This is a genomic window from Zongyangia hominis, from assembly GCF_014385095.1.
GTDB lineage: Bacteria > Bacillota > Clostridia > Oscillospirales > Ruminococcaceae > Zongyangia > Zongyangia hominis.
On sequence record NZ_JACRTC010000002.1, the window covers coordinates 1 to 25,160 of the forward strand.

The window sequence follows — 25,160 nt, forward strand, 5'->3', positions numbered from 1 at the left end:
TTATACCATCTGGCTGGCCGCCGTTTTAATTTTGAAACGCTCAGCGGCTTGATTTTGTGTTGCCTTTTTTGCTTCACTAAAAATCTGAAATTTCTACTTGACTTTTATTAGCAGGTCTTCCTCTCGCAGAAACAGCCGCCGCTTGCTTTCAAGCGGCGGCTGCCGTTGCATACCTTTTTACTGGGTCGCGATGCCGTGGGTCTTGCCGTCGCCCACCTTGCTGGCCGCAGCGTCGTTTTTCTCATGTTCCTCAAGCGTGGCGGCATAGTAATACTTGCCTTCCGAGTCGGTGAGGAAGTAGAAATAGTTGGTCTTTTCCGGATAGATGGCCGCTTTCATGGCCGCCACACCCGGGCTGCAGATCGGTCCCACAGGAAGGCCGGTGCATTTATAGGTGTTGTAGCTGTCATACATGGGTTGATTTGCAATATTGAGATAGGGCTTGATGTCGGTCTCCACATAGTTGATGGTGACGTCCGACTGGAGGTTGGGATAGGTATCGGCGTTGTTGAGGCGGTTGTGGAAAACGCCGGACACCATGTTCATCTCCTCGATGGCACTGGACTCCTTCTGGATGATGGAGGCCAGGGTGACCACCTCGTCCGTGGTCATGCCCATCTTTTCCGCCTGGACCGACAGCTCGTTGGTCCAGTTGGCGTCAAAGGCGCGCAGGAACTTGCTGACCACCGAATCCACGTTTTCATTGGTGAAGAATTCATAGGTGTCGGGGAAGATATAGCCCTCCAGCTTCAGGTAACGATTCTCGCTGGGCGGGATCTTGCCCACAAAATCGAACCGGGAATAATCGTGCTCGTTGAGGGCGGTAATAAAGTTGGATGCTGTGCATACCCCGTTTTCTTCCAACAGGTCCGCGATATCCCGGGCGGTCAGGCCTTCAGGGAAGGTAATTCTCACCACCGAATCGTCGGAGAGACCGGAACTCAAGGTAATGATGATCTCATCATAAGCCATCTTGGGGTTGAGTACATAGGTTCCGGGCTTAAATTCCGTTTTGGTTTCCTCGTCGTTACGGGACTGGGCATAGAGGGTGAAGATCGTAGGCTCGCTAATGACCCCGCTTTTCTTGAGGATCTTGGCCACATCGGAGACGGAAGCGTTTTCGGGCACTGTAATTTCCACCTGCATATCCTGCTTATTAAAGCCGAACAGGTCGTTGGCCCCCTGCAGGATGAAATAGGATAAAAACAGGGAAATGCCCATCACGAAGCCGATGTAGATAAATACCCGGGCTGTTCTTCCCAAACTCTCATACCGGCGGCGGATCCGGGATTTACTTTGCGCCTTGCCAGTCTCGCCCACTGCCCGTGGAACGGGACCCGGCGTCTTACCCACAGAGGCGCTTTTTTCACCTGGACCGCTCTTTCCTGGAGACGGACGGCGCTTTTCCGCTGTCCCTTCCCCGGTATCGGGAATTTCATAGTACTCCCGGTCGGTGATATTGAGCTTGAACGGCGCTTTTTTCTCTTTGGGGGATTGGGCGGGGCCGGAGTATTCCTCCTGAAACAGCGGAAGATCCTCGTATTTGTCCGAGCTCACGCCGCTTTGGAATGTGAAGCCCTCTGCTTCCTCGTCGTGGGGAGCCTGGTCGTCGCTTTGACTAAACTTCTTCATCAGTTCATCGAAATCATCACGATTGTCCAAGTGCTTCCACCTCCTCATTCTCAGTCCTCATACGCCTCTCACTTCAGACGAAAGATTCCGGCGCATGGAAATGGGTTCTTCTCTTGTGACAAAAAATCTTTTCAAAAAGCTGTAACCAGCTTTCGTTTTCTTACATAGTATAAAGCAAATCAACTCAAAGAGGTGACTTCAATATGTGTGGTAACAACGGTTGTACTTGGATTATCCTTTTAATCATCATCCTGTTCTGCTGCGGCGGTAACGACTGTGGTTGCGGTAATAACTGCGGCTGCAACAACTGTGGCTGCAACAACTGCGGCTGCTAGTTCCTTCAAATGGGCTATGATGCCCCGGCAAGAAAACATATGCAAACATCACCGTATCCCGACCAAAAGCCCTTGTAAGAAATTACAAGGGCTTTTGCCTTGTGTCAATTTATTTTACCCGCGCCGTTTCCACTTTAGACCTCTTTGACGTGGCTCTGAGATACCGCTCGGTGACAATCAGGTCCATGGGCACGTCATAGCGGCCATGATAGAGCCGGTATCTGACAAATTCACTGTACACAATGCCCACCCGCGGTCCGGGGTGAGAGGACAAAAAACGGTCGTAATAACCCTTGCCGTATCCCAAGCGATAGCCGTTATAATCAAAACAAAGTCCCGGGACTATGCTCAGCGCGCCGGAAAAATCGGTGACCTTCTCCGCCCGCTCAGGGTCGGGCTCCAAGACCCCGAAGGTGCGGGGTTTAAGATCCTGGAAAGAGCGGATGTAGTAAAACTCCATCAGACTTTTTCCCGGATCAATGCAACAGGGTACCGCCACCTTTTTCCCCGCCCTCCAAGCGTCTTCCATGAGCCGCTTGGTGTCCACCTCGATATCGGTGGAGACATAACAGAGCAGAAGCTTGGCCCGCTTATACTGATAGAGCGATTCCACCCTCTTTTTGATGGCCAGATCCTTTTGTCTCTTGACTTCCGGGTCCATGTCCCGGCGCTTTTGCTTGACTTTTTCCCTCAACTGGCGCTTGTACTGTCGGATATCGGCTACCAGCATTGCATCGACGCTCCCACCGTCTTAGCCCGGTCCTCACCTTTCAGGCACTCGACCAGTTTGAGCCCAAATTCCACCGCCGCGCCCGCTCCCTTGGCGGTGATGAACTTTCCGTCCACACACACCCTCTGTCCACTGATGGTAGCGCCGGAGAGCTCCTGCTCATAGCCCGGGAAACAGATGGCCTCCCGGCCCTCCAATAAGCCCTTGTGGCCCAGGATGGAGGGGGCGGCACAAATGGCGCCGATCCAAAGGCCGTTGGCCACGGCGTAATCGATGCACTGCTGGACCCCCGGCGATTTTTCCAGTCCCAGGGTTCCCGGCACGCCGCCGGGTAACACGATCATCTCCAAATTGTCGTAGTCGATATGGGCCACCGTCGTATCACAGCCCACGGCAATGCCATGGGAGCCGACGACGACGTCGTCCTGTACGCCCACGATCTGCACATCCAACTCCGCACGGCGCAAAATGTCGATGGGGGCAATGGCCTCCGTCTCCTCAAAGCCGCTGGACAAAAACACATAGATCACGATGGATTCCTCCTGTCAGTTGCAGTCTTTGCGTGAAAAGGGCCCGGCCAACTCCGTTAATCGAGGACAAGGCCTAAATAAGGCTCGTCCAGCGCCCGGCCTGTCAACCGTTCCGGCAGGCTTTTAAGCGCCTTGTCCCGTGTATCCCGGAGATAGACGGCCGCACCGAATTCCCGCTTTTCTCCCATCCCCGCAAAGAGGGGGCTGTCAGCGGCCAAACGCAAGAGAAAGCTGTCCTCGTCAAACGCGCTGAGCAGCGCCCGGCATAGGAGCGTCTCATCCCTCGTCCCGCATTCCTTGACCGCTATGATGCTTCCTATTTTATAACATACCATATAACCATGTCCATAGTCTGTAGAAAATCTTAATATTTTTCCACCGGTAAAGGCGTTTTCCTCCGCCACATAAGCAAGCGCCTCCTCGTCCCATCGGACAAAGATGCCCTGTTTACCGTAAAATTCTTCCCTGAGCGCATAGAGCCCCGCGGCGTCCAAGGCTTTGAGTTCCACCGTCCGGCCTAGTGCCGGCCCCTCCGACGCGAGGCGGACAAGATCCGCCCGGGAGAGGGTCACCTCCCGCACCGAAAAGGCGGGGAGATAGCCCCGTTTGCGGTAAAACTGAAAGAGGTTTTCCTCCGCCGGAACCAGCAGAGACACGTCCACGCCGTTTTTGCGCATCCAGCGGTGGGCGTATTCGAGCAGCGCGCTGGAATATCCCCTGCCCTGCGCCTTAGGCAAAGTAGCCACGGCGTAGATATACCGGGCGGAAAAAAGGCCGTTGTCCGTGGAAATTTCACAGGGGAGCATGGTGAGCATGGCAAGCGGCTCCCCATGAACGACTTCCACCAGCGTATATTCGGGACGGAAGCGGTGGGAAAAGTATAGGTCGATATAGGCGTCCGGATCTCCGAAGCACGCCTTCCAGATGCCCTTCAGGGCGGGAAGCATCTCTTTCGTGGCAAACTGTATCATCTTGTTTTCCCTCCTCTTGCGCGGGGCCGTTTGGGACGCCGCGGCGATTTGCCACGTTGGCGCCTTTTGTCCATTTTTCGCCGCTCTCCGTTTATTTTCGTTACCGCTCTCGCTTTGGCTTCGATGCCTTTCCCTTCGGGATCTGCCCCTCTAGCGGGCGTCTTTCATCTCACTTTTGAGGCGCACCAGATATTTTTCCAGCAGAATGGCGGGCTTATAAGAGAGCTTTGCCTTCCTGAGGCCCTCGTCCCCCACGTCGTCCTCCCGGTTGACGTACTGGTAATCCATACAGTTGTGGCGGACAAATTCCTGGTTGATGATGGGATAGGCGCCCTGCACCTCGGCAAACGCCTTTTCGATGTGGACGATGAAGGTGTCGCTGGAAAGGGGCGCGCCGATGGAATAGGCCACAATGCCCTCGTCGCTGGTGCGGATCATGCCGCCGCTTAGCCCCTCCTCGAAGAAGTGATCCAGCGCCTTCTTCACCGCGCACATCTCCTGCTTCAGGCTGGGGTCCTCACAGTCCCCCTGCTTTTCGCACCAGATTTTATTCATGGCCCGGCACTCCTCGATGTTCTCCGGCGTGATGGGCTCGTAGGTCCAATCGGGGTGATTCGACTTAAACTTGGTGATGTGGTTGCGCTTGCCGTGATATTTTTTCCCGGCCAGGGTAGCCAAATCCACCGCATTGTAGATATAGTCAAAACCGTCTCGGTTTTCTTCAAAAGAAAAGGTGCCGGGGAACAAAGTCTCCAACAGCGCCACATTTTCCTTGGTCACGCCGTGCATCCAAAACGGACAGCCCCGGTCTTTGGCGTCCTGGATAAGGGCCTCGATGACGGGTTTCACGTCCCCGCTTCCAGCGGGATAGAGATAGCTTCTCTCCTCCCCAAGCCCCGAGCGGACGCAATAGTAGCCGCCCACCTGGGCGACCTGGATGTGATAGATGTCCTTCCAGTTGTAGTTATTGCTAAATACATACTCCGAACCGCGATAGTCCGACATGCGCAGCAGTGGGTCAATCCACTGTTTGTCGCGAATCTCGATGTCCTTAAAGTCTACCATAAAAATTTCAGTTCCTTCCGCAATAGATCCATGATTTTCCCGTGAATCGCTTCCACCGGCAGCGGGTCCCGGCCGTCGCAACAGCCGATCACCTGCCAGTGAAGCTTTTCGGCCGCATAAAGGGCCGTCTCCCGGCAGCGCAGGAGATAGGAAACATTTTTTTCGTGGATGTCCTTTTTATTTTCGTCCCCGCCGTACCGCTTGGCCAGCAGCTTTGCCGATGTATCGGGGTGCATGTCCAGATAAAGGACCAAGTCAGGCCGGGGCAGCCCCAGTTTTTCGTGCTCGTAGTCGTCGAGCCACGCGAGGAAACTGTCCCACTCCTCCCGGGGCAGCTTCGCCATCTGGTGGATGGCGTTGGAGCTTGTATACCGGTCGGCCACCATAAGCTTCCCGTCCCGGTAGTCACGCTCCCAAAAGCGCTTAAAGCTGGCGTAACGATCCACCGCGTAGAAGCTCGACGCCGCGTAGGCGTTAATTTCGTCGGCGTTCTCGGCCAGCTCCCCGTTTAAGTAAAGCTTCACCAGCGCCGAGGAAGGGTCGCCGTAATCGGGAAAGGAGATGGCCCGGGCGGACTTTCCCCGCGCTTGGAGGGCTTGCATCAGACGGGACGTCTGGGTGGCCTTGCCGCTGCCGTCGAGCCCGTCCATGACAATCAGATTACCCAAGGTTCTCCCCCCGTTGTTCTTTTTCTTTGCCCAGATAGCGCTCCCGCATCTCCCGCGTCTTTCCGCAGGACATCTTGCCCTCGGGGCACTGTCCCGCCACGCAGGAGGGCCCGGCCTTTTTAAACAGGGCGGGCGCCGCCTCCTTGCACAGGACAAGCATCTGGTTGGCCACGTCCCGGATTTCCCACTGGGCCCGGCTGCAGCAGCGGTGCCGGAAAAAGTTTTGCAGGCTTCTGGCATTCATGGTGACGATCATCTTGGTGTCGCAGGCGTTGGGCAGGACAAACCGGGCGTCCTCGATGGCCATCTTTTCGGCTTTGCTCCGGGCGGTCTTTTCGTCCACGCCCTCTTCCAGCAGCGCCTTTTCGTGGCGGCGCTGGAGAATGTCGGATAGGCGCAGATAATCCCGCAGGGCGTTTTCCATCGATCCCTGGAAGACGGCCGCCGCTTCGGGGTCCGCCGCGATCTCGGGGGGCGTTACAAATTCAAAGTGATTTTCCTTTACATATCTTTGGCTCTGAACGGAAAAAGATGCAAGCCGGTGCCTTGTAATTTGCGCCAGCAGCGCCCGGGACACGTTCTGGATGCCAAAGGTAAAACTGGCGTGCTCGATGGGGCTTTCGTGGCCCAGCTCCGATAACATATCGACGAAGGCCGCCGTCTTTTTTTCGTCCAGATTGTCCATCACCGTTTCAATGTCGCTTTGTGCATAGCAGAGCTTGGCCGCCGACGCGACGATCTTTTCCGGCATGGGTGTGTGGGCGAGCAGGGTGACATAAGCCATATAAAATCCTCCTTACCGATGGCGGGGCCTCAGACGTTATCCGCGCTGGAGCCGGGCAAAATTTTCCATGATTTTCTTGGTTCCCACCTTGTCAAAGGCGATTTCTAAGAGCCGGTCCCCGCCCATGGGGGTGGCCGACAGGATGACTCCCGCGCCGAACACCTTGTGGAGCACCTGGTCGCCGGGCAGGAAGCCGGTCTCCCCCTTCTGGGCGGGCTTGGGCGCGCTTCCGATGCCGATGGAACTGCGCACGCCCTCACGCACGCCGGGTTTAACAAAGCTTCTCGCTTCCACCGCCGGCCGGGTGATGACCGTCTTATCCTCGAAGTCGCACAGGTTCTTAGGGATTTCGGTGATGAAGCGGGAGGGGCGGTTGCGGGCGGTGGAGCCGAAGATCATCCGCTGGGAGGCGCTGGTGAGGTAGAGCCGCCGTTTGGCTCTGGTGATGCCCACATAGGCAAGCCGTCGCTCCTCCTCGATCTCGCCGGGGTTGTAGATCGACTGCATACCGGGGAAAATCCCCTCCTCCATGCCAATGAGAAAGACGTTTTCAAATTCCAGCCCCTTAGCCGAGTGCATGGTCATCAAAATGACGCTGTCCTCGTCGGGGTCAAAGTTGTCGAGATCCGTGTAGAGGCTAATTTCCTCCAAAAAACCGGAGAGGGTAGGCTCCTCGTTTTCCTGGCAGTATTTGACGATGTTGGAGCGCAGCTCCTCCACGTTTTCCAGCCGGGTTCTCCCCTCGTCCCCCTGGGCTTCCAGCATGATGCGGTAGCCCGTCTTTTCCAGCACCTCGTCGAAGAGCTCGCACAGCTCCCCGGTCATGGCGGTATCCGAAAGCTCCCCGATCATGGCGGCGAAGGCCTTGAGCCCGCCCGCCTTCCGGGAGAGGGCGGCATATTCGTCGGCCGCCGCGAAGACGTCGAAGAGGTTTTCGCCGGTCTGGGCCGCGATCTGCTGGGCGGCGGCCACCGTGGCCGCGCCGATGCCCCGCTTGGGTTCGTTGATGATGCGGTTTAAACGCACCGCATCGGCGGGGTTATTGATGACGCTCAAATACGCCACCATGTCCTTGACCTCCTTGCGCTCATAAAAGCGCAGGCCGCCGATGATGCGGTAAGGGATGGCCGATTTGACCAGCGTTTTCTCCACGCTGTTGGACTGGGCGTTCATCCGGTAAAGGACGGCGTGGTCGGCGTACTTCTGGCCGTTTGCCACGTCGGAGACGATAGTGTCGGCGATGAACTGGGCCTCCTCCGCCTCGCTGTAAAAGCGGTGGACCGCGATCTTCTCCCCGGCGCCGCTGTCGGTCCAAAGGGTTTTCCCCTTGCGGGAGACGTTGTTCTCAATGACCTCGTTGGCCGCGTCCAGAATGTTCTGGGTGCTGCGGTAGTTTTGCTCCAGACGGATGACCAGCGCCCCGGGGAACTGCTGCTCAAAGCTGAGGATATTCTCGATGTCCGCGCCCCGGAACTTGTAGATGCTCTGATCGTCGTCGCCCACCACGCAGATGTTCTGCCGCTTTTGGGAAAGCAGGCTCACCAACCGGTACTGGGCGTGGTTGGTGTCCTGATACTCGTCCACCAATATGTATTTGTAGCGGTTCTGGTAGTGCTCCAGCACGTCCTCGTTTTCTTCAAAGAGCCGGACCGTCAGACAGATGATGTCGTCAAAGTCCACGGCGTTGGCGGCTTTGAGCTTCTTTTGGTAAAGTTCATACACCTTGGCGATGGTGCTCAACCGGTAGTCGCTCCCGGCCTGTTTGGTAAACTCCGCCGGGGTGACCATGGTGTCCTTGCTGCGGCTGATCTGGCCCAAAATCCTTTTGGGCGCGAAGTTTTTGTCGTTAATATTCAGTTCCTTGAGAGAATCCTTGATCACCCGCACCGAGTCGTCGGTGTCGTAGATGGTAAAGCTGCTCTTGTAGCCCAGGCGGTCGATTTCCCGCCGGAGAATCCGCACACAGGCGCTGTGGAAGGTGCCCGCCGCAATGTCCTGGGCGTCCTCCCCCAGCATGGAGGAGAGCCGGGCCTTGAGTTCCCCGGCCGCTTTGTTGGTAAAGGTGATAGCTAAGATATTCCAGGGCTTCACCGGATAGTGGGCCACGATCTCTGCCAGAGCATTTAAATCCTCGGTCCTGCCGTCGATCAAGTCCTGCAAAAAGGAGCGCTGCTCCTGGGTATATTCCTCTAAGTTGGGAGCGCTGTAGGCGTCGCCGAACCGGACCATGTTGGCGATGCGGTTGACAAGGACGGTGGTCTTGCCGCTGCCCGCCCCGGCCAGAATGAGCACCGGACCGCCGATTTGGAAGACCGCTTTTTTTTGTCGGTCGTTCATGCGGGAAAACACCTTTTCCAGGGCCCGCTTTTTGAGCTGATTGTCTATTTCCAGTGGATTCACGAAGCAAATTCCTTTCTTATACAAAGAGCGTTCTAAAAATGCAAATATGTATTTATTATAACACAAAAGACGTCTATCTGAAAGGATGTGAGGAAATTTAACAATCGCCTTGAGCATCCTCTTTCACTCTCGATTGCCGAACCGTGGGGCCACTGTACACAACCATCCCCCATGCCAGCGCCAAAAAAGCAGCCGCAACAGCGGCTGCTTTTTTAACCTATTTACATCAGGGGGGCGAAGAGACGCAGCACCCCGCGCAGGAAGCGTGTTATGACGCTCACCTTGTTGCAGTCCTCCAGACTGATGGGCTGGCAAATTTCCAGCGTCTTTAAAAAGTCCTCCTTGACCTGCATCACAGCGCTGGAATCGTACATCCAAACACCGCACTCGAAGTGCATATAGAGGCTGCGGAAGTCCATATTGATGGTGCCCACCGTGCCCAAGTGGTCGTCGCACACAAAGGTCTTGGAGTGGATGAACCCAGGGGTGTACTCGTAGATCTTGACCCCCGCCTTGATGAGCTGCTTATAATAAGCTCGGGTGACGATGTGCACATACCACTTGTCGGCGATATGGGGCGTCACAATCCGCACGTCGATGCCGTTTTTGGCCGCCAGGGACAAGGTGGTGTAGAGCTCGTTATCCACGATCAGATAGGGGGTGTTGATATAGACATAGTGCTTGGCGCGGGAAATCAGGTTCATGTACACTGATTCCCCCACCGTCTCCCCGTCCATGGGGCTATCCCCATAGGGCTGGACAAAGCCGTCATCGGGAAATTCCTTTTCCCAGTGGATGCGGGGCTTAAACTGCTCGAAGTCCTCGTCCTCCCGCTTTTCGAAGTTCCATGCCTGGAGGAACATCACCGTCAGGTTCCAGACCGCCTCGCCTTGTAGCATAATGGAGGCGTCCTTCCAATGTCCGTGCTTTTCATAGGCGTTGATGTACTCGTCGGCCAGATTGATGCCGCCGGTGAACCCGGTGTGGCCGTCGATGACCACAATCTTGCGGTGGTCTCGATTGTTCATCTTGATCGCCAGGGAGGGGGTAAAGGGGTTAAAAACCTTGGCCTTGATCCCCATCTTTCTCAGCTTTTCATCATAGCGATAGGGCAGGGTCTGCAGGCAGCCGACGTCGTCGTAAATCACCCGGACTTCCACGCCCTCCTCCACCTTCCGACGGAGGATTTCCAAGACGCTGTCCCACATAATACCCTCTTCGATGATGAAATACTCTAAAAAGATATAGTGCTTGGCCTTTTCCAGCTCCTCTTTGAGCCGCTCAAATTTCTTCTCCCCCGGGGAGAGATACTCAGTAGCGGTATTCTCGTACACCGGGAAGGAGGCAATATTGGTGATATACCGCGACTGGATTGCCGCCGATTCATCCCGCTCTCGAAGTTTATCCATAATGGCAGGGTCCTGGACCATAAGGGAATTGGTCTGCCGGCAGATGCTGTTCATCTGGTTGGCAAATTTCCGGGTGGGCCGGTTGGTGCCGCAGATGATGTAAAAGAGCCCGCCGAACACCGGCAGGAGCAATATCACGATGGTCCAGGCCAGTTTAAAGGAGGGGTTATATTTCTGGCTGTTGAGCCAGATGACGACGCCCAGGCTGAGCAGCCAGAAAAAGGCGTAGAAATAGACAAAATAATTGCTGAGAAACGCAATGCCCACCACGATGACCGCCACCTGGAGGACCAAAAGCAGTCCTACCAGCACCATCCGGCTGAAAATCAGTTTAAACAGCTTTTTAAAAAAGCCCATACTCTGTTGTTGATTTTTTGACATCCCGCACCCCCGCATTTGAATCCCCGCGTTCCTGTTCCTTTTCTGCCGCGGCGGCTCCCGCTCCCTTCGGCAGTTTGAACAAAAGCGTCCTCGTTGTCTTATTGCATTTTATTATAGCAAGAAATCCTTCAAAATACAAACAACCGCCGAAAATTTCGGCGGTTGCTGTCATTATGATAGACTGTTTTTATCCACCCGGCGTCCTAGAGGATTGGGGGCGATAGTTACTGCACGGTCTCCGCAATCTTCTTCAGATTGGCCAGCCCCTCGATGGCCAGCTGCTCGCCGGACTCGGCCAGCTTTCTCCAGATGGCGCAGTTGCCGTTTAGTTCCTCAAAGCTCGGGTCGAAGGATTCGATGACCAGCGGGCCGTCGTAGCCCACCTCTTTAACCGCCTCAAAGAACTCTTTGAAGGGGACGAGGCCGGTGCCCGGGATGCCACGGTTGGACTCGCAAACGTGGATGTAACCCAGATATTCCTTGCCGCAGGTCAGCACCGCGTCGCGGAAGCTGGTTTCCTCGCGGATCATGTGGAAGCAGTCCAGATGCACCTTGATGTTGCCGGTGCCCACGTCCTTACAGTATTGGACCGCGTCCGCGGCGATGTTGAGGAAGTGGGTCTCAAACCGGTTGACGCACTCGACGCAGATATTGAGATCGCCCTTGGATTTGGCGTACTCGCAGACTTCCTTCATGTAAGCGACCGACCAATCCCACTCCTGCTGGGTTCTGGGTTTCTTGGTGAGATAGCCCCAAGAGGCGTAGTTGACGCCCGCCATCACTTTGGAGCCCAAAGCGTAGTTGATGTCCACGAGCAGCTTCATGGACTTGACGGCCGCCGCGCGGATGGCGGGGTCGGGGGAAATGGGGTTTCTCTCATCATCTAAGGTGGTGGTGGTCACGCACTCGATGCCGACCCGGTCGATCTCCTTCTTGACCTCTTCCAACGGGAATGTCTCGGGATGGGCGATGGCGAAGTCGATGACCTCAAAGCCTAAATCCTTGGCCTTCTGGATAATCCACAGGTCCTTGACGGAAAACACCTCGGTCCAGATAAAGGAATCGACGCCGAATTTAAAATATGCCATAATTTCTCCTCCTCTTCGTTGTTTTTATCAGTCAGCCGCGGACGGGACGTCCCCGCCCGACGGCTGCTTGGATGGTATCATTTTTATTTTGTCGGTACCTCTTTGGGGCCGGAATTGTTGGGGCCGAAGTGCTTGAGGATGACCAGCGGGTCAAACTTGCTGTCGTTGACGATGAGCACGCCCTTCTTGGCGGCGGCCTCGCTGACGAAGAACTCGTCGGCGGTCAGATCGCCGTAATGAATCATGGTGGGCGCTTCGCAGTCATATTTGCCGAACTTGCCGTGGCCTTCCACCAGGATGCAGCCGTAGCAGGCGTCGTCCTGAATCAGCGCCGACTGGCCGGGCAGGATGGTCAGCTCCTTGGCGGCCACAAAGGGGTTGGCGTAGCAGACCCATTTGTCTATGTATTTCTCGTCCTCATGGATGGTGACGGGGGCGCGGAAATAATGCTTGCGGTATTCCGGGTCCACATTTTTCTCCCAGTCTAAGAAGTTCATGATGTAGTCGATGTCCTCTTTTTTGTCCTCGGGGCACTGCTGGGAGAGGGAATCGTACTTGTTGACTTCACCGGCGGTCACGTTCTCCATGACCACGTTGCAGTCGGCGTTCCACTGGGGCTCATAGGTGCACACGGAGGCCGGCGCATGGATGACTCCCGGCGGGGTGTACCAGCCGGTGCCCAACTGGACGCGGTAAGCGCGGGAAAGCTCGGTGATCTTGTTGTCACGGGTTCTAAACTGCAGCAGGCGCTCCTTGACATCCTCCTTGGTGACCTCGGGGTCAAAGCCGAAATAGGTGTAGGGGGCGGTGCCCATGTGGTTGTTCATCTGGGGGGCAAAGTAGTAGGCCTCGGGCTTCTGGTGGTTGCCCACCGCTTTGACCGTCTCCTCCGCAGGATGGATATGATGGAACAGCGGGCCGTTATTGTCGAAGAACTTGGCGTACATCGGGAAGGTGCCGTACTCGTCGTAGAGCTTCTGGCCCACGATCTCCGCGCCCAGCTCCGCGATAAAATCTTTAAAGAGGATTTTGTCCTCTTTGTCCTCGGACAGGGAAACGTAGCTGAGGCCCTCGTCTGCGGGAGCCAAGGGGCCGTTGGCCGCCGGGCACACCGAGGAGAACCACCGCTCGGTGATCGCGCCGCGGTCCATACCCAATGCATAGTAATCGTCCGGATGCAGCTTCAGTCTTCTGCCCGGCTGGTTGAAACTTCTGGGAACGAAGTTGGGCACCATTCTCAGTACGCCCTCGCCGTCCGCAAATGCTTTTCTGATTCTTGCCGCTTTGTCCATAATATACCTCCTCAAACAGTAAATTGTGTCAGATAAGGAGCGTTGTCGGTTCCTTAAAACGCCCTGCGCTGCCGCGCGCAGGTCCGGTCTGAAAGTCAGCCCGAATTTATCCTCATTTTAGCAAATAATTAGGTAGATGTCAACAAAACTTGGGCGTGTCATCGGTCCATATTCATCACTCTGCAACATGAATTTTCCACAAAAATCAAGTTGTATTTACATCTATTTTCCCCATATTCCGGCGTACAGCCAGCGCTTTTCATAAGACTTGCGCCCCATTCCCGGCGCTTTGCATAATTTTTCTTCCCTCTGACCCCGAATCTGCTCCCCGCCCGAAAAAGTTGTACGGTCGTCTTCTCTGCAAAAGTTTTAACCCCCTGGGTACAATCTTACCCCCATGGGAGCCCGCCCCCTCCTTTGACCGCCTCCCCCGCCGGTGACCCCGCCGGCCGGGTATGCCCCGCGCGCCCAAAAAAGCCGGCCGTCAAAAGACGGCCGGCTTTTGTCTACTCGGTATACAGGTCGATGCTAAACTTGTTCCGGTCCCCCCGGTACCTTGCCCGGGAATACTCCACCGCAATTTCGTCCTTGGTGTAGGCCACCGTGGTCACATAGCAGATAGGCTCCCCCTCCTTGATTTGGAGGAGCTTTGCCTCGACTTCATTGGCCGCGATGGCTTCCAGCACCCGGCGGGCCCGATAAATCTTGATGTGAAAGCGCTCCTCCAGCTCCTGATAGAGGTTGAGCGTGGAGAAATCCACCTCCAACAGCTCTCCGAAGCGATCATAGGGCATGAAGGTCTCTAGATAGACCATGGGCTCCCCGTCGGCAAAACGCAGCCGCTCGAGAAGAATGCATTTGGACTGGGGTTCCAGCCCTAGATGAACGCAGGCGTCCTCCGCATCCTCCACCATCTTCAGGTTGAGCACCTCGGTTGCCGGCTCCAGGCCCTTCTGGGTCATCTCCACATTATAACTTTGCAGCTTTTGGAAGAAACGTCCCTCCAACTTAGGCTTGGAGACAAAAGTTCCCCGCCCTTTGTGGCGGTACAGGTAGCCTTCCGCCACCATCTCGCTCATGGCCTGCCGGACCGTGGGACGGCTGACTCCAAATTTCTCGCAAAGATCAAATTCCGTGGGCAGCATGTCCCCCACTTTCAACTTCCCACCTCGAATTTGCCCAATGAGATATTGCTTTAATTGATAATACAGCGGTACCGGCGTATCCCGGTCCAGTTTGAAATCGTCCATTCTGTTTTCCATACTTCTTCCTCACATCTCATATCCTTGCTATTATGTTAGCACATAAAAACGAGAAGATCAATTCTATAATTCCACAATTTTCACCGGCATCGTCTATGGACACTCACAAAGAATGCCGATACAAGCTTTCTATTTTATCGTAAGTTGTCCAAAAGATACGAAGTATATTTCCGGTAACTTTCCATTTTCCCTTCAATTCGAACAATCGATTTCTTTTTTCCTCGAAAACTATTGACAAGTATTCCCTCATCCGCTATTATGTAATTACATTAACACATAGCCAATCTTACCGGCGGCCGCATCCTTCTTTCAAAGGAGGATTACCGCGAAGCTTAAGCCCCCATCTTTGGATGGCGCTTCGCGGTTCCGCGGCCTCCGGCTGTCCTCCCGCCTTGTTTTTTTCTGCGCGGGCGGGTAAAATTTTGTGAAAGCCGAGCGCAGCGGCGGAATGGAGACTGGAATGGAAGGAACAAAACCGAAATGCGAACTGACGGTCGCGCAGTTTGCCAAGCTCTTTGACCACACCAACCTCAAAGCCTACGCCACCGATGAGGACTTCCAAAAACTATGCCGGGAAGCCGCGGACTACGGTTTTCGGATGGTGGCCATCAATTCCTGCCAAACAAAGCTGTGCAAGGAATATTTAAAAGGCACCGACGTCCATGTGGGTGCGGCCATCAGCTTTCCCCTGGGACAGACCACCCTGCCAGTCAAGCTGGCGGAGACGGTGGATGCCATCGAAAACGGCGCCGATGAGATCGATTATGTCCTCCATGTCGGCAAGCTCAAAATGGGCGACACCGATTATATTAGAGAAGAAATGCGCGCCATTGTGGATGTCTGCCGCAAGCACGGCGTCATCTCCAAGGTCATCTTTGAAAACTGCTATCTGACCAAGGAGGAAATCAAAACCGCGGCCCTCATCGCCAAGGAGGTCCGCCCCGACTTTATCAAAACTTCCACCGGTTTTGGCACAGGAGGCGCCACCGTGGAGGACGTCCAGCTTATGAAGGAGACGGTGGGAGACCTCGTGAAAGTCAAGGCGGCAGGCGGCGTCCGGGATCTGGAAACCTGCCTTGCCATGGTGGAGGCGGGAGCTGAGCGCATCGGCAGTTCCAGCTCGGTGGCGCTGACCGAAGCCTATCAGGCCTACATCAACAAATAACTGACAGGAGGGAAGACTTATGCCTCAGTATCTTCTGGCCCACGATTTGGGCACCTCCGGAAACAAGGCCACCTTGTACACCACCGACGGTAAGCTCGTCGGCAGCCGGGTCTACCACTACGACACCCATGTGCAAAACGCCACCTGGGTGGAGCAGGACCCGGAGGACTGGTGGCGGGCAGTCTCAGTCACCACCAAAGAGCTGGTGGCGGACATCGACGTCAGCCATATCGCCGCCATCTCCTTTAGCGGCCAGATGATGGGGTGTCTGTGCGTTGACAGTAACGGAGTCCCCCTTCGAGAGTCCCTCATCTGGGCGGACATGCGCGCCACCAAAGAGATGGGACAGATCCGCGAGCGTATCAGCGAGCGGGACTTTTATCACATCACCGGCCACCGCATCAGCCCCTCCTACGGCGGGCAGAAGCTGATGTGGGTGAAGGATCACGAGCCGGAGGTGTATGAGAAGACCTACAAGATCTTAAACGCCAAGGACTACATCATCCTCAAGCTCACCGGGCGCTTTGTCACCGAATACACCGACGCCTCCTCCACCTGTCTTCTGGACCTGGCAAAGCTTCAGTGGTCCGATCAACTGTTGGAGGTCATGGGACTCGATCGGGACAAATTGCCGGAGCTGTGCCGCTCCACCGACGTGGCGGGCACCGTCACCCGGGAGGCCGCGGCCGCGTGCGGGCTCATCGAAGGCATCCCCGTGGTCTGCGGCGGCGGGGATGGCGTCTGTGCCGCCGTGGGCACCGGCTGCGTCAAGGAGGGTATCGCCCACAGCTGCATGGGCACTTCCTCCTGGATTTCCATCACCGCCAAGGAGCCGGTCTACGACGACGCCATGCGCACCTTCACCTGGGCCCACATCGTGCCTGGCTATGTCCTTCCCACCGGCACCATGCAGTGCGGCGGCGGCTCCATGAGCTGGCTCAAGAATACCCTCTGCGCCTACGAAGGTGTGTTGGCGCAAGAGCAGAAGGTCTCCGTCTACGATATCATCGAACAGGAGACCAACCGCTCACCGGTGGGGGCCCGGGGCCTCCTCTTCCTCCCCTATCTCATCGGGGAACGCAGTCCCCGCTGGAACCCCAACGCCCGGGGCGCCTTTGTGGGGCTCACCATGGAGCACACCAAGGACGACATCGTCCGGGCAGTCCAGGAGGGCGTAGCCCTCAATCTGGGCGTGGTCATGGACTGCTTTCAGAAAAAGGGCGTCAAGATCGACGAGATGACCCTCATCGGCGGCGGCGCGAAGAGCGCGGCGTGGCGGCAGATTTTTGCCGACATGTACCGTTGCCGCATCCAAAAGCCCAACGTCCTGGAGGAAGCCACCTCCATGGGCGCCGCCATCACCGGCGGCGTGGGCGTGGGCGCCTTTGATGATTTTGACGTCATCGACCGGTTCTTGACCATTGATTCGGAGCTTTCCCCCATCGAGGAAAACGCCCGGATCTACGACCGGCTCAAACCCATCTTTGACGAGTGTTACGAAGGCCTCGTCGGCGTCTACGACAAACTGGCTCATCTTTAACTTAGGAAAACAGCCGCATAATGCGGCTGTTTTTGACGCGTGAGGACGAATCGATGATGGCGCTGACGTTTTCCATGCTGAGGATCGAACCGCAAGGGTCGTTGATGTTCGGCGCAACAGCTGCCATACGATAAAAATCTGCGCTGCCGCTTTTTTCTCGCGTGAGGGACGAAACACAAAAGTCCTTGATGCCATGCGTTCCGTTTTTTCCTCTACAATAAAAAAGGCCGCGCTCCACCATGGAGCGCGGCCTTTTTTCATATCTTCGCTACGCCAGGCCCACCAGCCGGACGATGGACGTAAAGAGGAAACAGATGAGGATTCCGGTCACTGTGGGCACCAAGAAGGAAATTGCCGTCCACTTTTTGCTCTGGGTCTCCTTATGGATGGTCATGCAGGTGGTGGAACAGGGCCAATGCATCAGGGAGAAGAGCATGGTGGACACCGCCGTCACCCAGGTCCAGCCGTTATTGACGAGCAGGGCGTGCAGCTGGTTCATGTTGGCAAAGTCGGTGATGTGGCCGGTGGCCATGTAGGTCATGATCATGATGGGAATGACGATTTCATTGGCCGGGAAGCCCAGAATAAAGGCCATGACGATCACGCCGTCCAGGCCCAGCAGCCGGCCGAAGGGGTCCAAAAATCCGGCACAGTGGGCCAGCAGGCTCATGTCTCCCACCGTGATGTTGGCAAGCAGCCAGATGATCAGTCCGGCAGGCGCCGCCACCACCACGGCCCTCCCCAGCACAAACAGGGTCCGATCGAAAATGGAGCGGACGATGACCTTGCCGATCTGGGGCCGCCGGTAGGGCGGCAGTTCCAGGGTGAAGGAGGAGGGAATACCCTTTAAAATGGTCATGGAGAGGATTTTCGAAATAAGGAAGGTCATCAGGACCCCCAGGACAATGACACCGGTGAGTAAGAGGGTGGAAAGCACGGACTGGAATGCCCCGGCAAATCCTCCCACAAAGAACATGGTAATGATGGCGATGAGGGTGGGAAAGCGCCCGTTGCAGGGTACAAAGTTATTGGTGATGGTGGCGATGAGCCGCTCCCTGGGGGAGTCGATGATGCGGCAGCCCACAATGCCCGCCGCGTTGCATCCAAAGCCCATGCACATGACAGCGGAAATCAGTGCACGCATCGGCCACGGAGCTGTATCCGCCTCTCCTCGCGTGTGGGGGTATCCAAATAGGGCCGTCTAATGGGCCGGGATCTCCATCATTTGCCGAATCGGAAGTGGATGATGACCCTCTGCCGCTTGCGGCCCCGGCCCGGCCCCTCCTCGTAGACGCCCTGACAGACCTCGATCTTCTCCACCAGTCTTCGGATGAGCTCTGGGGAGAGCACTTCGGGCCGGGTCATCTCATCGAGTTGAGCCAAAAGCTGAGGCACACCGGTATCCTCCGGCGTCCGCTTCTCGTTTTTGGGGGACCTGCCCGCTTCTAGTCGCGCCTGAATCTGACGGTGTTCCGTCTCGTAGCCTTCCAGCATCCTGTAAAACCGGGCCTCGTCCAATTTTCCGCTGACGCTGTCTTCATACAACCGGGCAATGAGGCAGTCAAGCTCTGCATCCCTTTGTTTGAGTGAGGATAACTCCCCGCCTTCCCCCGTCCCCTCCTGTGGTGCCCGGGCCTTTTGCAGGGCCTCCACAATGGTCTCTTTATCCTCCTCATTCAGGGAGAGAAGTTTTTCGATCTCCCGTTGAATCACCTGATATAGGATGTCGTAGTCCAGGAAATGGTTGGTACACACGCTTTTGCCATAGAGCTTGTAGCCACCGCAGACCAGGTTGTAGGCGCTGTCCTTTCTCCGGCTGCCGGTGACCGACAGAGGTCTGCCACAGGTGGCGCAGCGGGCAATGCCGGAAAAAATGTTGCGAAACCCGGTTTTCACCCCCGAGCGTCGGGCCACGCTTCGCCTGCGCACGTTGTCAAAGGTCTCCTGGGAGACCAGCGGCTCATGCATATAGCGGGCGACAATCCATTCCTCCCGGGGATTTTGTAGAGTCAGGTGGCTTTTAAAGGATACCTTGGTCGTCTTTCCCTGGACAATATGGCCGAGATATACGAGGTTTGCCAGCATCTTGCAGACAGCGGAGGAGGTCCAGCCCCGGGTCTCGATCCCCGCAGGGAGCGTCAGGCGCTGGAAGCGGCGGTAAAGGGAAGGCGTCGCAATGCCTTCCCCATTTAAAGTATGCGCGATGGCGGCGGGAGTCTCCCCTTTTTCGGCCATTTCAAAAATTCCCCGGACCACCGGCGCTGTCACCGGGTCCACTACCAGATGATTTTTGTTTTCCGGGTCTTTTTGATAGCCATAGGGCGCAAAGTTTCCGATGAAAGCGCCCTCCCGCATCTTGGCCTGGAAGGCGCTGCGAATTTTCTTGCTGGTGTCCCGGGCGTACATCTCGTTGATGACATTTTTAAACGGGGCGATGTCGGTATAGGGACTGTCCGAGTCGTATCCGTCATTGACCGCGATATACCGCACCCCTTTGGTGGGGAAATATATTTCCGTGTACTGCCCGGCGGTGATATAATCGCGGCCCAACCGGGACAGGTCCTTGGTGATGACCAGATTGACCCGTCTGTTCTCGATGTCCGCGATCATCCGTTTCCACTCAGGGCGCTCAAAATTGGTGCCGGAGTAGCCGTCGTCCACATACTCCCCGTACACGTCAAAGCCGTGTTCCGCCGCATAGCCCCGCAGAATCTTTCGCTGAGTGCCGATGCTGGCGCTCTCCCCCGCTCCGTCGTCCCGAGATAAGCGCAGATAGAGCGCGGCCCGATAGGTTTTCCTCTTTTCTTCCAATACGCGCCCCCCTTTTTTCTCCAAGATACGACCATATCTTTTGGATATGCCCCGGCTTATAGATCAAAAAGGCGGCCGCCACACCGGCGTCTTTTCTTGGATGAGCCATTCGATCAGCACGTCTTTCAGACGCTTTTCCTCGGAAAAGACGCGCTCGACTTCGATTGTGGTGTCTTTAATTTCATAGATTGTCTTCTTCTCCATCCCAAACACCCCCAGCAAGAATTTATGCGAGGCTGCTTGTACCTTATTCTCTGGGGCTAAGTGAAAAATGGAGGCTCTCCCCATGCTCCACGTCGGCGGGGAGTCCCCTTGCTTCCCTATTTACGCGCGCAAAAAGGCCGGGCGATATGCCCGGCCTTTGATGGATCAGATGCGGTTATTTCTTTTTACGTTTGATGCTCAATGCCGTTGTCAGGCCCGCGATTGCCGCCAGCGCGATGCTTCCCGCAAGGAAGTCGTTGGCGCCGGTGCTCGGGTTGCCCTTGCCGCTCGTATCGGAAGAGCTGCCGCTGCCGGTAGGCCATTTCCAATCGGAGCCGCCGCCCGGTATGGAGGGCTTATCGGTGGAGCCGTTGGGTTTGACATTGGTAAAGCTCATCTCAAACCGAGAGAAGGATTTGGTCTTCACAACGACAAACTTGCCGCCGTTCTCCTCCTGGATGGTGAGATACATAGTCTCGGTGGTTCCATTGGACAGATAGTGAACCACTTTGGCATATTTCTGGGTGACTTCGGCCGGTACCGGCAGGCGGAAAGTGATTTCGCCGCCGTTTAACTGGTCGTTTGTCAGCAGATGGGGAACGCCGTCCTCTCCTGCCCAGTAAGGAGCCGCTTCAAATATAACACTTTCCACTTTTCCATTCTTGAGGGTCACATCGGTGATCTCCACGTCTATAAACAGATCGGTGTCGCCGGTAATTTCCAGATTGCCTGCGGCAGCCTCTGCCAGACCCGTGGGAGCGGCCTGCGCCGCCGCGTTATTCAGCATTCCTTCGACAATGGTCCCCTTATTGGGATCATTTTTTAAGGATTCATCAGCGGCGGGAGCCTTACCGATGACCTCCACCTGGGGATCGGTGATGGTGAAGACCGCATCGGCCAGCACCAGACGGTAGTTTCCATTGGCCAAAGTTCCGAGAGTAAAGGCGTAGGTGCCGGGCTCTTCACCGGCAACACGGCCAAGCGCACCCGTCAGGGAATCGTCACCCACCAATGCGGGGCTTACCGTATAGGTGAAGGAAGGATCATCCTGGCCGGTCCGTTTGCTCTGACCGGCGTCGGGAGTCACGGTGATCTCTTTGACCGCGATGGTGAAGTTCGCTTCCGCCGTGCAAGCCGCGTAGCCATCTTTGGCCGGGAAGCTTGCTTTCACCACATAGTCGCCCGCGTCGGTGGGTACTGTGTCGCTAAACTGTGCGCCCTCGGCGGCGGACTTATACTGATAGGTGACGCCATCGGTGCCGTTGGTGGCGGACACCGGAACCGGGGTCTTCGGCGCATCGCCGTAAGTCCAGCCTTCCAGCGTCACACTGCCGCTGCCTTCCAGGGTCCCGATGGACAAATCTACATTCTTGGTCAGCGTCACATTGGTAAAGTCATAGTTTTTCTTGGCGTCCTCGCTGGGAGTAAAGGTAACGGAGTAGCTGGTCACCGCCACGGTGGGTACCGTCGCCGGATTAGTCCAGGCGAAGGCGCCGTATGCGCTGGTGCCGTCCAAGGCGTAATCAGCCAAGGTCTTATTGGGGTCATATGCGCCGCCCTGGGCCGTGGGCCAGGTGATGTCCGCGTCGGTGAGCGCTTTCTTTGCGATGGTAAAATTCGCTTCCGCCATGCAAGCCGCGTAATTGCCGGATGCCGGGAAGCTTGCTTTCACCACATAGTCGCCCGCGTCGGCGGGTACTGTGTCGCTAAACTGTGCGCCCTCGGCGGCGGACTTGTACTGATAGGTGACGCCTTCGGTGCCGTTGGTGGCGGACACCGGAACCGGGGTCTTCGGCGCATCGCCGTAGGTCCAGCCTTCCAGCGTCACACTGCCGCTGCCCTGGGCCGCAGTGATGGCGAGATCCACATTTTGAGTGGTAGTCACGCCGGTAAAGTCATAATTTTTCTCGTCAGCCGCATTGGGAGTAAAGGTAACGGAGTAGCTGGTCACCGCCACGGTGGGTACCGTCGCCGGATTACTCCAAGCGAAGGCGCCGTATGCGCTGGTGCCGTTCAAGACATAATCAGCCAAGGTCTTATTGGGGTCATATGCGCCGCCCTGAGCCGTGGGCCAGATGATGTCCGCGTCGGTGAGCGCTTTCTTTGCGATGGTGAAGAAGGTCTGCGCGGTGACGGACTGGTAATTGCCCGATGCGGGGAAGGTAGCTTCCAGCAGATACTCGCCCGCATCGGTGGGCACGTCGCTAGTAAACTGTGCGCCCTCGGCGGTGGATTTGTACTGATAGGTGACGCCATCGGTGCCGTTGGTGGCGGACACCGGAACCGGGGTCTTCGGCGCGTCGCCGTAGGTCCAGCCTTCCAGCGTCACACTGCCGCTGCCCTGAGCCGCGGTGATGGCGAGGGCCACATTTTGAGTGGTGGTCACGCCGGTCAGATTATAGTTTTGCAGGGTGTAGGCGTTGGGAGTAAAAGTGACCTCATAGCTGGTCACTGCCACGGTGGGTACCGTATCCGGATTACTCCAAGCGAAAGTGCCGTAGGAATTCATGGCCAGAGGATAATCCGCCAGGGTCTTATTGGGATCATAAACCCCGCCCTGGGTGGTGGGCCACTGAATCACAGAGGGATCGAGCGCTTTTTTCCCGATAGTCAGCGCGAGGCTTGCATCGCTCCAAGTGGAAGCGTTATGATCATCTCCCGTGAAATAGGCCCAAATATAATAAGTGCCGGCCATATAGGGCAGGTCATTTTTCGTGGGCACATCGGCAGGCTTCGTATTAGCTTCGGTGGCCACATAGAAGACCGAGCCGCTGACTGAAGTGCCGCCGGAAAGAACTGCCTCGTTAAAGTCCTCACCGGGTACGAGGGCCAGTCCGTCAAAGGTGACGGCTCCCTTGGCCGTAGGTGCGGCCAGGCTGGGGGCATTTTGCACGATGGTAAAGGTCTTGATGACCGAACCGGTGTAGGCGCCTTTAAAGTTAATGGTGATGGTGCCTTCTCCCACTTCTTTGTTCTCACCGTATACCAGATCATAATGGGTACCTACGGTCAGGGGCGTCGAGCCGTCCTTGACAACAATAACCGGCGCGATCTGGCTGCCCGTATAGGGATAGCTGGCTTCCAGTCCCTCCACGGTGGTGGTAGTTTCGTCCATCGCCCGCTTGGGGGTGGTGAAGGTGACAGGAGCGCTGGTGGTGGAACCCACCGCGTTTTTAACCTGCACCCTAACTTCATACTGGGTTTCGGGCTGCAGGTCGCGGAAGTCATAGGAGTTGACAAGGCCCACGATATAGCCGGTGCTCTGCCCCGGCAGTCCAAACTGGACCTCATATCCCGTCAGAGGAGATCCGCCGTCGTCTGCCGGCGCGTCCCAGGTGACGGTACAGGAATTGCTTTTCGCATCAACCTGGATGTTGCCGGGCGCTGCCGGTTTCTCCGCCGGTACTGCCATGGCGCCCTCCGGTCCGCCCTGGAAGTTTCCAGTGCCGACCACAACGGCGCGCAGGGTCTGGCCCCGGTCGTCCTTGGTCACCTCATAGGCGGCATTGGTAGCGTCGGCAATCTTGTCGTTGCCGCGGTACCACTGCCAAGTATAGGTGGGGTCGGAATTATTGAGGGTAGCGGCAGCCGTCAGGGTGTTGCCTACCGCCGGAGTTCCGGTAATTGCAACGGAACCGGTGAGCATTTCCCGGTCGGACACCGTAAATACGGTGCTGGTCACATCGCCGGCGTAGTTGCCGCTGGCGCTGACTTTACAGCTGATTTCATGATTGCGGTCTTCCTCCGCCACCGTGTAGGTCGCGGTGTTGGCGCCTTCAATGGCGGTGCCATCGCGCAGCCACTGGTAAGTAAGGCCGTCGGTGGCCTTCTTGAGCTCCGCTGCGACCGCGGCTTCCTCAGTAAGCTGGCCCAAAATTGCCTGGGAGAGCGTCACATCCTTAACTTCTGCCGTCAGCTTGACGCCGGGCAGGACTTTGGCGGCGCCCGCGGTGGCGCTCACCGAGAAGGACAGGGGGCTCGGGGTAATTTTTCCGCCGGAGAGCTTCGCAATGGTTTCCGGCTCAAAATTGCCGAAGTTGAAGCCGCTATTGAGCGCAAGATCCGCATATTGCATGTCGCCCACGTCGGTGATACCGGGACCCTCCACTTGGTCGACGCCATCGGTCAACATAGCAAACATGACGTCGGACGCGGACAGGCTTTCGGTGGTACCGTCGTAGCCCGCAGGCTTCGTAAAGGAAAGCGAAGCAATGGTCACAGAGTTGGAGGTGTCATACTCCCTGCTCTCCGCCGTCACGATGAGCGGGAAGGTTTTGGGATCGATGGTAAACTCTTCGGTCAGGGTGACCCCCGCCTGGCTGTCAGCGATGGAATATTTGCCATCGGGGTTGCCTGTCAGGGTGATGTCGGTGAGATCTACCGTGTTGTAATCTCCTTTGTTGGCCGACGAAAGGGTCGCCGTGGCGGTGGCCGCCACCGTATCCCCTGCTTCTGCGCCGGACAAGGTTAGGGCGACGTCGATGACCGCGCTGCCATCGTATTCCTTGCCGTAATAATCGTACGCTCCCCAAATGGGGTCTTCCCCGATGATGTGATATTTCGCATCCGGGGCCGCGCTTGTTACGGTCAGGGTTGTGGTTGTCTCCCCTTGTGCCACGACCGTTGGCGCCATAACGCCGACGATGAGGGCCAATGACAAGAGGACAGATAGTATCTTCTTTCTGATACTCACCATACTTTCTCATCCTTTCGGTTGCTTTTCTGCTGGTTGTACCGGGTTTCCCCTTTACTATTCCAGACTTTTCCATCATGCGTTCAAAAAAGAGCGCACAAATTTTCCAAGTAAGTCCATCATACAACTTTCGATATAAAAAGACAATAGAATTAGTCACAAAAATTAATACTAAAATTCCATCGAAACGATATGTATGA

19 protein-coding genes and 1 pseudogene are annotated in these 25,160 nt (G+C 56.2%); 3 read left to right on the plus strand and 17 right to left on the minus strand.

Annotated features, from left to right (window positions below):
- Positions 1-177 precede the first annotated feature (177 nt).
- Positions 178-1,662, minus strand: coding sequence for an endolytic transglycosylase MltG (gene mltG, locus H8709_RS03475; protein WP_262396994.1), 1,485 nt, complete (start codon positions 1,660-1,662; stop codon positions 178-180).
- A 173-nt stretch (positions 1,663-1,835) separates the two neighbouring features.
- Here mltG and H8709_RS03480 point away from each other — a divergent pair, with 173 nt between their 5' ends.
- Positions 1,836-1,967, plus strand: coding sequence for a hypothetical protein (locus H8709_RS03480; protein ID WP_262396995.1), 132 nt, complete (start codon positions 1,836-1,838; stop codon positions 1,965-1,967).
- 109 nt (positions 1,968-2,076) lie between these two features.
- On the opposite strand, the gene H8709_RS03485 is transcribed toward H8709_RS03480, so the two are convergent.
- The 11 genes from H8709_RS03485 to H8709_RS03535 form a co-directional block, all read right to left on the minus strand.
- Positions 2,077-2,697 carry a 5-formyltetrahydrofolate cyclo-ligase gene (locus H8709_RS03485; RefSeq protein WP_262396996.1) on the minus strand — a complete coding sequence of 207 codons (621 nt, stop codon included), beginning with the start codon at positions 2,695-2,697 and terminating at the stop codon, positions 2,077-2,079.
- The gene (locus H8709_RS03490) at positions 2,688-3,227 is read right to left on the minus strand and encodes a DJ-1 family glyoxalase III (RefSeq protein WP_262396997.1); all 540 of its coding nucleotides are present in this window, start codon (positions 3,225-3,227) and stop codon (positions 2,688-2,690) included. The genes H8709_RS03485 and H8709_RS03490 overlap by 10 nt, the downstream gene beginning before the upstream one ends.
- A gap of 56 nt (positions 3,228-3,283) precedes the next feature.
- Positions 3,284-4,198 carry a GNAT family N-acetyltransferase gene (locus H8709_RS03495; protein ID WP_262396998.1) on the minus strand — a complete coding sequence of 305 codons (915 nt, stop codon included), beginning with the start codon at positions 4,196-4,198 and terminating at the stop codon, positions 3,284-3,286.
- Positions 4,199-4,348: 150 nt separating this feature from the next.
- Positions 4,349-5,263 (minus strand): DUF2156 domain-containing protein, encoded by a 915-nt coding sequence (locus H8709_RS03500; RefSeq protein WP_262396999.1) that lies wholly within the window; start codon positions 5,261-5,263, stop codon positions 4,349-4,351.
- Complete coding sequence (locus H8709_RS03505; protein WP_262397000.1) at positions 5,257-5,931, minus strand: dTMP kinase; 675 nt, start codon at positions 5,929-5,931, stop codon at positions 5,257-5,259. Before H8709_RS03505 ends, H8709_RS03500 begins: the two co-directional genes overlap by 7 nt.
- The gene (gene thyX, locus H8709_RS03510) at positions 5,924-6,715 is read right to left on the minus strand and encodes an FAD-dependent thymidylate synthase (RefSeq protein WP_262397001.1); all 792 of its coding nucleotides are present in this window, start codon (positions 6,713-6,715) and stop codon (positions 5,924-5,926) included. Before thyX ends, H8709_RS03505 begins: the two co-directional genes overlap by 8 nt.
- A gap of 36 nt (positions 6,716-6,751) precedes the next feature.
- Positions 6,752-9,052: an ATP-dependent helicase gene (locus H8709_RS03515; protein WP_262397311.1), complete on the minus strand. Its 2,301-nt coding sequence runs from the start codon at positions 9,050-9,052 to the stop codon at positions 6,752-6,754.
- Between the two features lie 284 nt (positions 9,053-9,336).
- Positions 9,337-10,881, minus strand: coding sequence for a cardiolipin synthase (gene cls, locus H8709_RS03520; RefSeq protein WP_262397002.1), 1,545 nt, complete (start codon positions 10,879-10,881; stop codon positions 9,337-9,339).
- Between the two features lie 248 nt (positions 10,882-11,129).
- Positions 11,130-11,993, minus strand: coding sequence for a sugar phosphate isomerase/epimerase family protein (locus tag H8709_RS03525; protein WP_262397003.1), 864 nt, complete (start codon positions 11,991-11,993; stop codon positions 11,130-11,132).
- Positions 11,994-12,076: 83 nt separating this feature from the next.
- Positions 12,077-13,285, minus strand: coding sequence for a hypothetical protein (locus H8709_RS03530; RefSeq protein ID WP_262397004.1), 1,209 nt, complete (start codon positions 13,283-13,285; stop codon positions 12,077-12,079).
- Positions 13,286-13,791: 506 nt separating this feature from the next.
- On the minus strand, positions 13,792-14,547 hold the full coding sequence (locus H8709_RS03535; protein WP_262397005.1) for a GntR family transcriptional regulator: 756 nt from the start codon (positions 14,545-14,547) through the stop codon (positions 13,792-13,794).
- A gap of 460 nt (positions 14,548-15,007) precedes the next feature.
- On the opposite strand from H8709_RS03535, the gene deoC reads away from it, so the two are divergent.
- Both deoC and xylB read left to right on the plus strand, forming a co-directional pair.
- Positions 15,008-15,712, plus strand: coding sequence for a deoxyribose-phosphate aldolase (gene deoC, locus H8709_RS03540; protein WP_262397006.1), 705 nt, complete (start codon positions 15,008-15,010; stop codon positions 15,710-15,712).
- A 19-nt stretch (positions 15,713-15,731) separates the two neighbouring features.
- Positions 15,732-17,252: a xylulokinase gene (xylB, locus tag H8709_RS03545; RefSeq protein WP_262397007.1), complete on the plus strand. Its 1,521-nt coding sequence runs from the start codon at positions 15,732-15,734 to the stop codon at positions 17,250-17,252.
- A gap of 1 nt (position 17,253) precedes the next feature.
- On the opposite strand, the gene H8709_RS03550 is transcribed toward xylB, so the two are convergent.
- From H8709_RS03550 to H8709_RS03570, 5 genes and pseudogenes are all read right to left on the minus strand, one after another.
- Complete coding sequence (locus H8709_RS03550) at positions 17,254-17,379, minus strand: hypothetical protein (protein ID WP_262397008.1); 126 nt, start codon at positions 17,377-17,379, stop codon at positions 17,254-17,256.
- A 141-nt stretch (positions 17,380-17,520) separates the two neighbouring features.
- Positions 17,521-18,372: pseudogene (locus H8709_RS03555) on the minus strand (nucleoside recognition domain-containing protein); the annotation flags it as partial.
- Positions 18,373-18,473: 101 nt separating this feature from the next.
- Positions 18,474-20,063 (minus strand): recombinase family protein, encoded by a 1,590-nt coding sequence (locus H8709_RS03560; RefSeq protein WP_262397009.1) that lies wholly within the window; start codon positions 20,061-20,063, stop codon positions 18,474-18,476.
- Positions 20,064-20,126: 63 nt separating this feature from the next.
- The gene (locus tag H8709_RS03565; protein WP_262397010.1) at positions 20,127-20,267 is read right to left on the minus strand and encodes a hypothetical protein; all 141 of its coding nucleotides are present in this window, start codon (positions 20,265-20,267) and stop codon (positions 20,127-20,129) included.
- A gap of 175 nt (positions 20,268-20,442) precedes the next feature.
- Positions 20,443-24,963 (minus strand): fibronectin type III domain-containing protein, encoded by a 4,521-nt coding sequence (locus tag H8709_RS03570; RefSeq protein WP_262397011.1) that lies wholly within the window; start codon positions 24,961-24,963, stop codon positions 20,443-20,445.
- Positions 24,964-25,160: the final 197 nt, after the last annotated feature.